Source organism: Mycobacterium sp. P4_H6 (assembly GCF_056400845.1).
In genome coordinates this window covers 1-13,717 of sequence record NZ_JBFUKN010000140.1, presented here as the reverse complement: position 1 = coordinate 13,717, position 13,717 = coordinate 1, and the positions used below count along the sequence as shown (strand labels likewise).

The window sequence follows — 13,717 nt, the reverse complement described above, 5'->3', positions numbered from 1 at the left end:
GTCGAGGTCGGCAGCGGCGGCTGGGGCGGCACCGGCGGCGACGCCACCGCGACTGACGGAAACGCCACCGGCGGCGACGGCGGAAGCGGTGGCGGCAACGCCATCGTCGGCAGCGGTGGGCGCGGCGGTGAGGGCGGCAGCGGCACCTCCGAGAGCGGCACGGGCGCTGGCGGTACCGGCGGATCCGGCGGCGGTAGCGGCCTGGTGCTCGGCGGCGGTGGCCGCGGCGGCAACGGCGGCGACGGAACCAACGACGGCGAGGGCGGAATCGGCGGTGACGGCGGCGAGGGTGGCGACGGTCGCGGCATCCTGACCGGGGGCGGTCGCGGCGGCAACGGCGGCAACGGCGTCGGCGATCAAGGCCTCAACTCCGGAACCGGCGGCAACGGCGGCAACGGCGGCAGCGGCAACTTCGGTGGCTTCGGCGGTAACGGCGGCAATGGCGGAGAGTCCAACGGCAGCGGTGGACTGGGCGGCGGCCCCGGCGGCAGGCCCGGCAACACCGGCGGCAACGTCGTTTAAAGGCTCGTCGTCTGGCTTCAACACGTGAATAGAAGGGCCGGTCCTGGAACCCAGGACCGGCCCTTTCTCGTTGGCCACCTGAGTGTTGCCTGTCGTTCATCCGGCTTCGTCAAGATCACTCGACTTCACCGCCAATTGAACAGGGGTCCCCATGACGTCGAACCTGGGTCGCGTGACGGCAGCCGCCGCGGTCACCGCACTGCTCGCGGCCGCCTGCTCGCCGAGCACACCGGAGGACAAGGCCGATGCGCCCGCCCCGCAGACGCAGCGCGCGACCTCGCCGATCGACTTCAACCTGCCCGACGCCGAGCGCTATCACCGGTTGACCACCTACCCGGTGTATCTGAACCGCCCGGCCGGCGAGGACCCTGCCACCGAAACCGTCGCCGAGATCTCCACGGTCACCCCGGACGGCAACACCGTCATCTACACCGACGCCGCGGCCAAGCGCGTCGGGTTCCTCGACATCCGCGACCCACTGAAAACCGTAGGGCTGGGCACCCTTTCGCTGGCCGAGCTCGGACATGCCGACGACCAGCCGACCTCGGTGGCCGCCCTGGGTGAGTTCGTCCTCGTCGTCGTCGACACCACCGGTGATGACTTCGCCAACCCGTCGGGCCGCGTCGACATCGTGCGCGTCGCCGACCGGACCCGCGTGCGCAGCATCGACCTCGGCGGTCAGCCGGATTCGATCGCCATCAGCCCGGACGGCTCCTTCGCCGCCATCGCCATGGAGAACCAGCGCAATGAGGAGTTCACCCCCGAAGGCGGCGAAGAGGGCGACCTGCCCCAGCCCCCGACCGGCTTCCTGCAGCTGCTCACCCTGACCGGGGCGCCCGCGTCATGGTCGGCCCGCAAGGTGGATCTCGATGTCGAGCAGGCCCGTGCCGCCGGCCTGGACACCCCCGAAGACCTTGAGCCCGAATACGTCAGCATCAATTCGCGCGGTCAGGTCGCGCTGACCCTGCAGGAAAACAACGGCATCGCCATCATCGACGGCAAGACCGGCGCGGTGTCCAAGATCTTCAGCGCGGGCACCCAGGCCGTGGACGGTATCGACACCGCCGAGGACGGCGCCCTCGATCAGAGCGGCTCCCTGGAGGCCGCGCCGCGCGAGCCCGACGCGATCGGCTGGATCGGCGACGGCCATGTGGCGACCGCCAACGAAGGGGACTGGAAGGGCGGCACCCGCGGCTGGTCGGTCTTCGATGCCGCCACCGGCACGGTGGTCTGGGACGCCGGTAACTCCGTCGAGCAACTCGCCGTGCGGACCGGCCTGCACATCGAGGGCCGCGCCGAGTCCAAGGGGCCCGAGCCCGAGGGGCTGGCGATCACCGAGATCGGCGGTCGCCCAACGGCACTGGTGGCGTCCGAGCGGAGCAACTTCGTCGCCGCCTATGACGTCAGCGACCCGGCGGCCCCGGTGTTCCGGCAGATCATGCCCACCACGCCCGGACCGGAAGGCATCCTGGCCGTCCCGGCGCGCAATCTGCTGGTGATCTCGTCGGAGTCCGATGACGCGGAGAACCGGGTGCGTGCGTCGGTCAACATCTATGGCTACGGTGCGGGGTTCGCCGCCGACGGTGGCAAGCCGGCATTCCCGTCGATCGTCTCCGGTGATCTGGACGGCACCCCGATCGGCTGGGGTGCGCTCGGAGCGCTCGCCGCCGACCCGGCCGCGCCGGACCGGCTGTTCACCGCCACCGACAACGCCTACGGCCCGGCCCGCATCCTCAGTGTCGACCTCACCAAGACGCCCGCGCTGATCGACAGCCAGCTCGCGGTCACCGAGGACGGCAAGCCCGTCAGCCTGGACATCGAGGGAATCGCCGCGCGCCAGGACGGTTTCGTGCTCGCCGTGGAGGGCGAGGACGGTGCGGGCAACGAGCTGATCAACGTCGCCACCGACGGCAGCATCAAGGACCGCATCGCGCTGCCCGCCGAGATCGCCGCGGAACTGGGCGGACAGGGTCTGGAGGGTGTCGCCGTCGACGGTGACCACGTCTGGGTGGCGCTGCAGCGCGAGCTGAAATCCGACCCGAAGGGTGTGGCCCGCATCGGGCGCTACAACCCGGCCGACAAGTCCTGGCAGTGGTTCGGCTATCAGCTGGATTCGACTGAGACCGAGGGCGATTGGGTCGGGCTGTCCGAGATCGCGGTGCACGACGGCGCGCTGCTGGTGCTCGAACGCGACAAGCTCAACGGACCCGATGCCCGGGTCAAGGCGATCTACCGCGTGCAGATCCCCACCGAGGACGGGGTGAGCGGCACCGCGGTGCCCACGGTGCTGCCCAAGACGCCGGCCCGGGACCTGTTGCCGGACCTGCAGGCCACCAAGGGATTCGTGCAGGAGAAAGTCGAGGGCTTCGCGGTCGCGGGCAACGGCAATCTGTACGTCGTCACCGACAACGACGGGCTCGAGGACGCCGACGGCGAGACCGTATTCCTCGACCTGGGACCGGCCGGCGAGGCGCTGGCTGGATAATCAGCCCGATGAGGACCTTCGGCACCATCATCTGTCTGCTCGGCGCCGTCGCCGCGGTGTGGCTGGCGTTCACGACGTCGATGGACGTGTCGATGGCCGGCTTTCCCGATGGCCACGTCACCGACTACGGGGCGGCGGTGGACACACCGCTGCAGGTGGTCATGTGGGCGGCGGTGGCTTTCACGATTCTGTTCCTGGGCCTGACCTTTTCGCCGATCCGGTCACGGTCCGGTGCGATCGGACTCCCGGTCGCGGTACTCGCGTTCGTCGCCGTGGCCCTTGTCGCCAAGGTCGGTGTCCCGTGGTTTTACGGCATCCATCTCGGGCTCGACAACGGAGCCGGCGGCTAGCCCTTCTTGAGGTCCTCGGCGAGCATCACCAGGATGCCGCTGGGGCCGCGCAGGTAGGTGAGCTTGTAGGCGTCCTCATAAGTCGCCACGCCGCGCAGCGGGTGGCAACCGTGCCGCGCGGCGACCTCCAGTGCCGCGTCGATGTCGTCGACCGAGAACGCGACGCGGTGCATCCCGATCTCGTTGGGCAGCGTGGGCTCCGTCTCGATCGCGTCGGGGTGGATGTACTCGAAGAGCTCCAGGCAACCCTGGCCGTCCGGGGTCTGCAGCATCGCGATCTTGGCGTGGTTGCCGTCGAGACCGACGGCGGTGTCCGTCCATTCACCGATGACGGTGTCCCGGCCGATGACCGTGAGACCGAGGTCGGTGAAGAAGGCGATCGCCTCGTCGACGTCGCGAACGGCGGCGCTCGGTGAGTGAGCGCAGGCGCGCCGAGATCGCTAATCCTCCTTGCGGATGAGTTTGCCCAGCGCCTTCTGATCGGAGGCCAGCAGCTCGTCGATGCGCTCCTGGTTCACATCGGCGACGATGATCTCTCCGACCTCCTGATACACGTTGCTGAAAATGCCGTGCTTCTTCATCTTCTCGGTCTGATAGATGTTGTCCTCGGTGGGCGTCACGTAGTACACGATCTCCGGCTTGAACCGGTGGATCAGCCACAGGTGGATCACGTCCATCAGGCGCTTCTTGCGCAACTTCTCGGCATAGGTGTTCTGATCGCGCACCGTCAGGATGTTGCGGCCGTGCCGGTCCTTGATCGGGTCGACCACCACATCGGCGAGCTTCTCGTCCTCGTCGCCGTAGATGCCGAGCTCCAGCACATCGGAACCGGCCCGGCGCGGACGCAGCTGCACCCGCAGGGTCTCGCCGATCTGGTAATGCTCGCCCCACAGGGCCAGCCATTCCTCCAGCAGCTTGCGGGGAACCTCGGTCTGCACCAGATGCTGATGCTGGGTGGAGCCCTTGCCCATCGACTTGGTGGTGGCCGTGCGTCCCGACGAGGCGGCCAGCGCCGCGTCGCTGCGCGGCCCGCCGACCAGGGTTTGCGGTGTGCGGTAAGGGGATTCGACCAGACGCATCTTGCGTTGCAGCCGGGCCAGCGACAGCATGCCGTCCTGCAGCAGCGCGGTCGCGAACTCCTCGGCCGCCACCCCGTCGATCTGGTGCCCGCCGTAGGTCATGAAGTTGAAGACGAACCCGAGCTTGCCGATCTCCTCCGGGAAGGCCCGCATCTCGTCGTCGCTCATGCCGGTGGTGTCCCAGTTGAACGACGGCGACAGGTTGTAGGCCAGCATCTTGTCCGGGTAGACGGCGTGCACGGCGTCCGCGAACTCCCGGGCGTCGGCCAGGTCGGCGGTCTTGGTCTCCATCCAGAGGATGTCGGCGAAGGGTGCGGCCGCCAGCGACTTCGCGATCGCGTACGGGATCCCGCCGCGGATCTGGTAGTAACCCTCGGGGGTCTTCACCCGCTCGGGATCCCAGGCCACGTCGGCGCCCAGTTCCTTGGCCTTGCCCCGCGCCACATACAGGGACGCCTGCGCGGCGAACGTGCGCCATTCCGCCGCGCTTAGCTCGGCCTTCTCACCCTCGCGCTCCCGGAACTCCAGCAGCTCGGCGACCGCGTCACCGTAGGTTTCCAGCCCGGCGTCGTTCTGCCAGGCCTCTACGAACTGCGATTCCACCCCGTCGAACAGGGCGTCCACCGACTGGCCGGGCTCCTTCTTGTAGGCCTCGACGGCGGTGGCGATCGCGGCGAGGATGCCCTGGCTCTCCAGCCAGGCCTCGGCCGCGGCGTACTCGCCGTCGGGCAGCGCGTAGAGCAGGTGCCCGTTGAGTTCGTTGACGCCGAGGGTGTGGAAATGCCGGGTCATCGCCAGGAAACACGACTTGTACGGCGGGATCTTCACATTGGTGGCGCCCAGCAGGAACGGCTGGTCGCGCTCGTCGGCGCGGCCGTCGATCAGGTTGGCGGCCTCGGCGTCGGTGCGGGCCACGATGATGCCGGGCACCCGCATGATGTCGAGCTGGAAGCGGGCGGTGTTGAGTCGCTTGATCTGTTCGTCGGAGGGCACCAGCACCTTGCCGCCCTGGTGACCGCACTTCTTGGTGCCGGGCCGCTGATCCTCGATGTGGTATCCGGGCACGCCCGATTCGACGAACCGGCGAATCAGGTTGCGCACGTGCGGATCACCGCCGTGGCCGGTGTCGGCGTCGGCGATGATGAACGGCCGGTAGTCCACTGCCGGGGTCGTTGCACGCTGCTCGGGGGTCATCTTCAGCCGCAGGTACTGCTGATTGCGGTCGGCGGTGAGCAGGGCGCGCACCAGACCGGCCGCCTCGTCGGGCACCTGACTCAATGGGTAGCTGGCCAGATCGGGTCCGGGGTCCTCACTGATGGAACCCTTGGCCGAGGTCGCCCAGCCACCCAGATAGATGCCCTCGATACCCATCCGCTTCATCGTCACGGCCTGGCCGGGGGAGTACGGGCCGAAGGTGGTGATGCTCTTCTTCTGGCCGAACAGTTCCCGCAGCCGCGGGAAGAAGGCTGTCGCGGCCTCCCGGGCCACCGGGTAGTCCGCGGGGATGGTGCCGCGCTGTTCGGCGACCTGGCGGGCCGAGTACAGCCTGGTGATGCCCTCGAATCGGGGGCTGTCGAAGTACTCCTGGGTGGCCGCCACATCCTGTTCGAAGTCCTGTTCGGGGGACGCGGCGTCGGCTGCGCGTTTGGCCATGTGTCTGCTCCTCTTCGAGCTCGGGTCCCTTGATTATCGCGGCGCGTGGCGCGTGCCGGACCGAGTTGGGCAATTGTGCACGGCCGCAACGGACTGAGCCCTAGGCTGCCCACCATGTCTATCGACCGGGCGGCACTGGCCGTGGGCGGTATCCGATTGGCCTCGGGCATATCGTTTCTCGTCGACCCGCTGCGGGCCAACAAGCTCTGGGGTTCGCCGGACAAACCCGATGCCACCGCGCAGCTGCTACTGCGCTCGATGGGGTACCGGGACGCGCTGATCGGCGGTTTGATGCTGTCCGCGGCGCTGCGCGGGAAGAACACCCGCGGCTGGTTCCTGGCGTCCGGCGGGGCCGACGCCGCCGACCTGCTCGGTGGCGCCGGTGTGCACCACGAGATGCGGCGCTCCCAGCAGGTCATCGGCCTCGGCGGTGCCGTCGTCGGGATCGGGGTGGGGTTGTGGGGCGCGATCCGACGACCCGCCGAGACACGCGAATTGGTCGCTCCGTCCGCCCATTGAGCGACGGGTACGCGAGTTTCGCCGTGGTCGGGGTCAGGGCTCCTCGATGATGTCGCGGCGGTACCGGTGTGCGGCCAGCGCGTAGCAGCCGATCGCGACCAGCTGCATGGTCGGCACCAGGATCAGCAGCGCGCGTCCGAGCGCCTGGGGTCCCAGCTCCGCGGTCAGTGAATCGCTGATGACGCCGGTCAGGAACGGCCCCACCGAGCCCAGCGTCGCATTGAAGAACAGGAAGATGGCCGACGCCGTCGCGCGCTGTTCGGGCAGTACCAGACGCTGGATCGCCGCGATGGACGGTGCCAGGTAGGCGGTGCCGATGACATAGCCCAGCGCCAGCAGCCACACGCACGCCAGCTGGCTCTCGACCACGAATGCCAGCGCCGACGCCGGCAACAGGACCGCGATCAGGATCACCACGATCCAGAGCAGCCAGCGCGGGTCGCGGGACGCGAGCCGGTCGGCGATACGGCCGACGATCAGCAGGCCCAGGATTCCGAGCAGCCCGGTGGCCAGGCCGTAGGAGATGCCGACCTCGCCCAGCGACATGCCGCGGGTGCGCATCAGGAATGCGGGGGCGAAGGTGGTCAGCGAGTAGCCGGCCGCCGAGACCAGCGCGGTGCCGGCCACCATGGCCAGGAAGCTGGGTTTGCGCAGCAGATCCCACCAGTTCACCGCGGCCGCGCGTTCCCGCGGCGGCGGGGTGGGCAGGGTCTGGCGGCTGCCGACCACCCACAGCACCAGCGGCGCCAGCAGCACGCTGATCCCACCCATCACCACGAAAGCCATGCGCCAGCCCAAGCTCTCGGCGAGCAGGCCGCCGCCGAGCAGGCTGGCGGCACTGGCCAGCGGGATGGACATGGTGATCACCGCCAGCGGCGCCGACCGTTTCTCCGGCACGAAGTTGCGCGCCACATAGGCGTGCGCTGCCGGTGTGCTGCCCGCCTCGCCGACGGCCACCCCGACCCGGGTCAGCGCGAGCTGGAAGCCGGACTGCACCGCGCCGCCCAGCATGGTCATCGAGCCCCACAGCGTCAGGCAGCCCGCGATGACCGCACCGAACATGCCACGGTCGGCGACCCGTGCGATCACGATGCCCAACACGGCGTAGACGATGAGGAACCCGAACCCGTTGATCACGCCGATGGCGGTGTCGGACAACGCCAGATCCCGCTTGATGGGCTCGGCCAGCACGCCCGGCAGGAAACGGTCGACGTAGTTGAGGGTGCCGACGAGGGCGAGCACGGCGACCGCGGCCCACGCGCGGGTCGGTCCGTGCGTGGCCAGGGGTTCGAGCGCGGCGGTCTCCCGCGGTGTCGACATCGTTCTCCTCTGTGGTTCGGTGCCGAGCAGCCTGACAGGACAGGATCAGATTGTCACTGCCACGTCGGCGCCTCCTGCCGACGGGTGCACCTGCACCGGGTAGCCGTGGCGCAGCGCGGTCACGGTGAGCTCCGGTGTGATCACCTCCGCGGTGCCGGTGGCCGCGACCGGATCACCGTAGCCAGCCGGCGTCCACCGGTGCAGGCCACCCCGCCAGAGCAGCCGCAGCTCATCGTGTCGGTCCTCATGCCGCACGACGAAGACGCCGTCGGGCAGGCAGTCCAGTGCCGCGTTCACCCGCGGTGCCCGTCGGGACCGATCCAGCAGCCGGTCGAGTTGACCGGCACGGGCGGCCCCGGCGGCGTCCAGGAACGCGCGGTAGCAGTCCCGGCGGCACTCCCCGCACGGACGGTGCCCGGCGGCCAGCGCGACCGCCTCGTCGAGGAAGAACAATTCGGTGTAGGTCCCCGGGCTCATCACCGCGCGGCGGCGCCCGTTGAACTCCAGCCGGCAGATCAGCCACGCGATGTTCTTGTGGGTCCGCACGATTCGGCGGTRCTCGTCGTGCAGGATGCCGCGGTTGCCCATCACGGTGCCGCGCGCTGCGGCCGCGATGATCCGGCCGTCCGGGGCGACCCGGTTCCGCAGGGGCATGGGCGCGACGCTATCGGTCCGGCCCGACAGGGTCGGCGCTTCCCTAAACTTGCTGCCGTGGCGAAATGGTGGGTGGCTGCGGTCCTGGTGCTGGCCGTCGCGGGCTGCACCCGGGCGATCGACGATCCGCAGCCCCGGCCCGCGCCCCAGGTGGGGCCGATCTCCCCGCTGCAGGTCGGCGACCTGCTCAGCCCGGAGATCTTCAACAAGGACGGCAACCTGTTCGCCACCGTCGAACCGGCACGCTGCGCCGGAGTGGCCCGCGAGGTCGATCCGCCGTTCATCGTCGACCACGAGCCCGAGGCCCGCGATGGCGGGCACTGGTCGACCGACGTCGGCGGGATCGAAGCCGTGGTCGAGGAGATGGTGGCGGTGATGCCGTCCGACTTCTCGGCACAGGACGCGCTGACCGCGGCGCGCGGCACGATCGACGCCTGCCGCGACACCCCGATCACCGTGACCACGATGTACGGCCGCACCTACACGTTCGGTCTGGCGGCGGCGGAGCAGGCCGCACCCGAGGGCGCGGTGCTGTGGTCGCTGCGGGCCGCCGACTGGAACTGCGACAACCTGTTCGTCGCCGCCCACAACGCCGCCATCGAAACCACCAGCTGCGGTGCCGCCGGCGGAATCGACGTCGCCACCGCCGCCGAGGACGCGCTCAAGCGCATCGAGGCGCTGGTCGACAACAAGGCGTGATGACCCTCCCCGAGTGGCTACGCCTCAGCCCGCCGGAAGTCGGGTAGTCCTACTCATCGCACCCGCGACCCTGGTCGGGCACGCTGTAGCCATGCCGTTCGCCAATCTGCTTCCCGCGCGCGACAGTGTCGCCAACCCCGCGCCCGGCCGCGACCGCGCCATCGATGTGGCCCGGCTGTCCGCCCTGGTGACCGTCATGTTCGGTCATTGCGCGCTGCTGCTGGCCACCGTCAACGAACACGGCCTGCGCATCGGGAACATCCTCGGTGAGCTTCCCGAGCTGTCGCCGATCACCTGGGTCGTGCAGGTAATGCCGCTTTTCTTCTTCGCGGGCGGTGCCGCAGGCGCCTATGGCTGGCATCCCGACGGTTCGGCGGCCGGCAAGGCCTGGGGCAGCTGGCTGGTCAGCCGGACCCAGCGGTTGTGCCGGCCGGTGTTCTGGTACCTGGCGTTCTGGTCGGCGGCGCTGCTGGTGGCGCGGATGACGCTCGGCGCGGAATCCGCCGACCGGCTCGGCCGCGAGTGCGTGGCCCTGCTGTGGTTCCTCGGTGTCTACCTGGTGGTCATCGCCTTCGTGCCGGCCCTGACCCGGCTGCGTAGCCCGGGCGCGTACGCGGCGGTGATCGGCGCGCTGGTGGTTGCCGCCGCGCTGATCGACCAGGTGCGCTTCGCGGTCGGATCCGCCGAGGCCGGGGTGCTGAACTTCGTCATCGTCTGGCTCATCCCGGTCGTCGTCGGCGTCGGGTATGCCCGGCGCCTGATCCGGCCGCGGGTGGCGCTACTCGCCGCCGCCGTGGCCCTCGCGGCCCAGGTGCTGCTCGTGGTGTACGGGCCCTACGAGGTCTCGCTGGTCACCAACGGCAGCACCGACGGGGTGTCCAACGTGTCACCGCCGACCGTGCTGCTGGCGGTGCACTGCATCTGGATGTCGGGTGTCTTCGTGGCCATCGCCGGGATCGTGGAGCGACTCGCCGAACGTCCGCGGGTCTGGTACGTCGTCGCCGTCGGCAACGGGGGAGCGATGACGCTCTACCTCTGGCACATCCCGGCCATCGCGGTCGCGGCGTTCACGCTCAATGCGTTCGGCCTGGACGCCTGGGATGTGCACGCCCCGAACTTCTGGGCACTGCTCGCCCTGCGCGCGGTGGTGTTCGCGGTCGTGATGCTCGCGACGTTCCTGCTGCTGTCCCCGCTGGAGCACCGCAGGCTGCCGTGGTGGGACGACGCGGTGGGCGCCACCGGTGCCCGCTCGTTGGTGGCCGGCGCGCTGGTCTGCCTGGCCGGGGTGGCGATGCTGCTGGTCGCCAAGAACGGTCTGGCCGGCGCCGACGGCTGGGTGCCGCTGGCCTGCTTCCTGGTGGCGGTACTGGCGGCGCGTGCCTGCGCCGGTGTCAGGGACGTTCGGTAGGGTCTCCGGGTGACTTCGAGCGCACCCGTGGGGACCATCACATCTGTAAACGCCCGTCTCGCTGCGGAACTGGCCGTGGCCGAGGGGCAGGTGGCCGCCGCTGTGCGACTGCTCGACGAGGGGTCGACGGTGCCGTTCATCGCGCGGTACCGCAAGGAGGTGACCGGCAGCCTCGATGACGGGCAGCTGCGTCTGCTGGAGGAACGGCTGGCCTACCTGCGCGAGATGGATCAACGCCGCGACGCCGTGCTGGCCTCCATCGAAGAACAGGGCAAGCTCACCGACGAGCTGCGCGCGGCACTGCGGGCGGCCGACACCAAGGCCMGTATCGAGGACATCTACCTGCCCTACAAGCCCAAGCGGCGCACCAAGGCGCAGATCGCCCGCGAGGCCGGTCTGGAGCCGCTGGCCGACCGGCTGCTGGCCGACCCGACCCTGGCGCCCGAAGCCGCCGCCGCCGAATTCCTCGGCGAAGAGGTCACCGATGCGGCCGCCGCGCTCGACGGTGCCCGGCACATCCTGATCGAACGCGCCGCCGAGGACGCCGAACTGGTCGGCGAGGTGCGGGCCACGTTCTGGAACGACGGTACGCTCAAGACCGCCCCGTGGTCCGAAGAGGCGGCCAAAAGCCCTGCGGGACAGAAGTTCCGCGACTACTTCGAGTTCGCCGAGCCGTTGGAGAAGATGCCGTCGCACCGGGTGCTCGCGGTGATGCGCGGTGAGAAGGAACAGATCCTGGCACTGAACTTCGACGGCGGCGACGAGCTGGCCTACCAGGCCCGCATCGCGCGCAGCCTCGGCATCGACATGACCGCCGGGGCGGCGGCCACCACCTGGCTGGCCACCACGGTGCGGCTGGCCTGGCGCACCAAGCTGATGATCTCGGCTGCCGTCGACGCCCGCATCCGGCTGCGCCAGCGCGCGGAAGTGGACGCGGTCGCTGTGTTCGCCCGCAACCTGAAAGACCTGCTGCTGGCCGCCCCCGCGGGCACCCGCACCACGCTGGGCCTGGATCCGGGATTCCGGACCGGCGTCAAGGTGGCGGTGGTGGACAGCACTGGCAAGGTCGTCGACACCTGCGCGATCTTCCCGCATCAGCCGCAGAAGCAATGGGACACCGCCAAAGCCACGCTGGCCGCGCTGGTCGCCCGGCACGGTGTCGAGCTGATCGCGGTCGGCAACGGGACGGCGTCACGGGAGACCGACGCACTGGCCGCCGAACTCATCGCCGATATCCGGTCCGCCGGCGCGAACGCACCGATCAAGGCGATGGTCAGCGAGGCCGGCGCCTCGGTGTACTCCGCCTCGGCCTACGCCGCACACGAGCTGCCGCAACTCGATGTCACGCTGCGCGGCGCGGTGTCGATCGCGCGCCGCTTGCAGGACCCGCTGGCCGAACTGGTGAAGATCGAGCCCAAGTCGATCGGTGTCGGCCAGTACCAGCACGACGTGACGCCGGGAACCCTGGCGCGCAGCCTCAACGCCGTCGTCGAGGACGCCGTGAACGCCGTCGGGGTCGATCTCAACACCGCCTCGGTACCGCTGCTGGCCCGGGTGTCGGGGGTGACGGATTCGCTGGCCGAGGCCATCGTCACGCACCGGGAGAACACCGGCCCGTTCCGCAACCGCAGTGCGCTGCTGAAAGTTCCCCGTCTGGGCCCCAAGGCATTTGAACAGTGCGCCGGATTCCTGCGGATCACCGGCGGTGACGACCCGCTGGACGCCTCCGGTGTGCATCCCGAGGCCTACCCGGTGGTCCGGCGGATCCTGGACCGTTCGAACATCACACTGGCCGAACTCATCGGCAACGAGCGCACGCTGCGCACCATCAAGCCCGCCGAGGTCGCCGACGAACGGTTCGGTATCCCCACCGTCACCGACATCCTCGCCGAACTGGAGAAGCCGGGACGCGACCCGCGCCCGGCCTTCTCCACCGCGACCTTCGCCGCCGGGGTGGAGAAGGTGGCCGACCTCAAAGTGGGCATGGTGCTGGAGGGCGTGGTCACCAACGTGGCGGCCTTCGGCGCCTTCGTCGACGTGGGCGTGCACCAGGACGGCCTGGTGCACGTGTCGGCGATGTCGGATCGCTTCGTCTCCGACCCGCATGAGGTGGTGAAATCGGGCCAGGTGGTCAAGGTGAAGGTGCTCGAGGTCGACGTCGACCGCCAGCGGATCGGATTGTCGTTGCGGCTCAACGACACTCCCGGTGCCGGCAAGCCGAAGCAGTCCGGGAAACCTACGCCCGAGCAGAACCGCGGCGGCAACCCGCAGCGCAACCAGAACCGCGCCAAAAATTCCGGCCGCCGGGAGACGGCGGCGCCCAGCGGATCGATGGCCGACGCGCTGCGCAATGCCGGGTTCGGGCGCTGAGGCCAGGGTTATCCTGAGCTCGTGAGCGAGCGGATTCCCGGCGGGGTGGTGCACAAGATGCCCGCGGATCTGCGCACCGCCCTGCTGGCCAACGACACGGCGCTGACGGCGTGGAAGGACATCACACCGCTGGCCCGCAACGAATTCATCTGCTGGGTCGAGGATGCCAAGCAGGAGAAGACCCGGGAGCGTCGCATCCGGCGGACCCAGGAAGAGCTCGAGGAGGGCCAGCGCCGGCCCTGCTGCTGGCCGGGGTGCAAGCACCGGGAGCGTACCGGTAAGGCATAGCCGTCCTACGGATTGATGGTGTCCTCACCGACCTGCCGCCCCCAGACGTATTCGGCGGTCAGCGGCTGTCCGATCTCCAGGTGGTTGTACGGCGCGATGCTGGCGCCGGTGTCCATCACCAGATACGGCATCGGGAACAGATCCCGGGTGATCGGCTGCCAGCATCCCGGACGCCCGCCGGGCCCGCCCCGCGCGTTCACCCGCGGAAGATTGTCCGGGTACACGTAGCGATTGCCCGCGCCCACCAACTCATTCCGCAGCCTGAGCGAGTAGCCGTTACCGCCGAGCATTTCGGCGAATCGGGGTGCTACATCGCTGTAGTTGCGCAGGGTGCACAACAATTCGGGACTGTAGTAATCCAGTAAAGCGC

Annotated in this window: 12 protein-coding genes and 1 pseudogene; 8 read left to right on the top strand and 5 right to left on the bottom strand. The window is 69.4% G+C overall.

The window, feature by feature from the left end; translation table 11 throughout:
• From AC1DTF_RS31240 to AC1DTF_RS31230, 3 genes and pseudogenes are all read left to right on the top strand, one after another.
• Positions 1-522 (top strand): annotated as a pseudogene (locus AC1DTF_RS31240) (hypothetical protein); the annotation flags it as partial.
• 151 nt (positions 523-673) lie between these two features.
• Entirely contained in the window at positions 674-3,007 is a 2,334-nt protein-coding gene (locus tag AC1DTF_RS31235) for an esterase-like activity of phytase family protein (protein WP_477476870.1), read from the top strand.
• 8 nt (positions 3,008-3,015) lie between these two features.
• Entirely contained in the window at positions 3,016-3,357 is a 342-nt protein-coding gene (locus AC1DTF_RS31230; RefSeq protein ID WP_477476869.1) for a hypothetical protein, read from the top strand.
• On the opposite strand, the gene AC1DTF_RS31225 is transcribed toward AC1DTF_RS31230, so the two are convergent.
• Positions 3,354-3,737, bottom strand: coding sequence for a VOC family protein (locus AC1DTF_RS31225; protein WP_477476872.1), 384 nt, complete (start codon positions 3,735-3,737; stop codon positions 3,354-3,356). The two genes, AC1DTF_RS31230 and AC1DTF_RS31225, sit on opposite strands and share 4 nt — an antisense overlap.
• A gap of 60 nt (positions 3,738-3,797) precedes the next feature.
• Positions 3,798-6,089 (bottom strand): isocitrate lyase ICL2, encoded by a 2,292-nt coding sequence (gene aceA / locus AC1DTF_RS31220; RefSeq protein WP_477476868.1) that lies wholly within the window; start codon positions 6,087-6,089, stop codon positions 3,798-3,800.
• A gap of 114 nt (positions 6,090-6,203) precedes the next feature.
• On the opposite strand from aceA, the gene AC1DTF_RS31215 reads away from it, so the two are divergent.
• Positions 6,204-6,608 carry a DUF4267 domain-containing protein gene (locus AC1DTF_RS31215; RefSeq protein WP_477476867.1) on the top strand — a complete coding sequence of 135 codons (405 nt, stop codon included), beginning with the start codon at positions 6,204-6,206 and terminating at the stop codon, positions 6,606-6,608.
• Positions 6,609-6,641: 33 nt separating this feature from the next.
• Here the strand turns inward: AC1DTF_RS31215 and AC1DTF_RS31210 are convergent, their stop codons facing one another.
• Both AC1DTF_RS31210 and AC1DTF_RS31205 read right to left on the bottom strand, forming a co-directional pair.
• The gene (locus AC1DTF_RS31210; protein WP_477476866.1) at positions 6,642-7,928 is read right to left on the bottom strand and encodes a spinster family MFS transporter; all 1,287 of its coding nucleotides are present in this window, start codon (positions 7,926-7,928) and stop codon (positions 6,642-6,644) included.
• Between the two features lie 45 nt (positions 7,929-7,973).
• Entirely contained in the window at positions 7,974-8,582 is a 609-nt protein-coding gene (locus tag AC1DTF_RS31205) for a hypothetical protein (RefSeq protein ID WP_477476865.1), read from the bottom strand.
• A gap of 57 nt (positions 8,583-8,639) precedes the next feature.
• Here AC1DTF_RS31205 and AC1DTF_RS31200 point away from each other — a divergent pair, with 57 nt between their 5' ends.
• From AC1DTF_RS31200 to AC1DTF_RS31185, 4 genes are all read left to right on the top strand, one after another.
• Positions 8,640-9,281 (top strand): sensor domain-containing protein, encoded by a 642-nt coding sequence (locus AC1DTF_RS31200; protein WP_477476864.1) that lies wholly within the window; start codon positions 8,640-8,642, stop codon positions 9,279-9,281.
• Positions 9,282-9,372: 91 nt separating this feature from the next.
• Positions 9,373-10,689 (top strand): acyltransferase family protein, encoded by a 1,317-nt coding sequence (locus AC1DTF_RS31195; protein WP_477476863.1) that lies wholly within the window; start codon positions 9,373-9,375, stop codon positions 10,687-10,689.
• Between the two features lie 36 nt (positions 10,690-10,725).
• On the top strand, positions 10,726-13,059 hold the full coding sequence (locus tag AC1DTF_RS31190) for a Tex family protein (RefSeq protein ID WP_477476871.1): 2,334 nt from the start codon (positions 10,726-10,728) through the stop codon (positions 13,057-13,059).
• A gap of 57 nt (positions 13,060-13,116) precedes the next feature.
• Positions 13,117-13,347 (top strand): YdeI/OmpD-associated family protein, encoded by a 231-nt coding sequence (locus AC1DTF_RS31185; RefSeq protein ID WP_057166195.1) that lies wholly within the window; start codon positions 13,117-13,119, stop codon positions 13,345-13,347.
• A gap of 5 nt (positions 13,348-13,352) precedes the next feature.
• On the opposite strand, the gene AC1DTF_RS31180 is transcribed toward AC1DTF_RS31185, so the two are convergent.
• A partial coding sequence (locus AC1DTF_RS31180) for an MCE family protein (RefSeq protein ID WP_477476862.1) occupies positions 13,353-13,717 on the bottom strand: 365 nt, incomplete at its 5' end.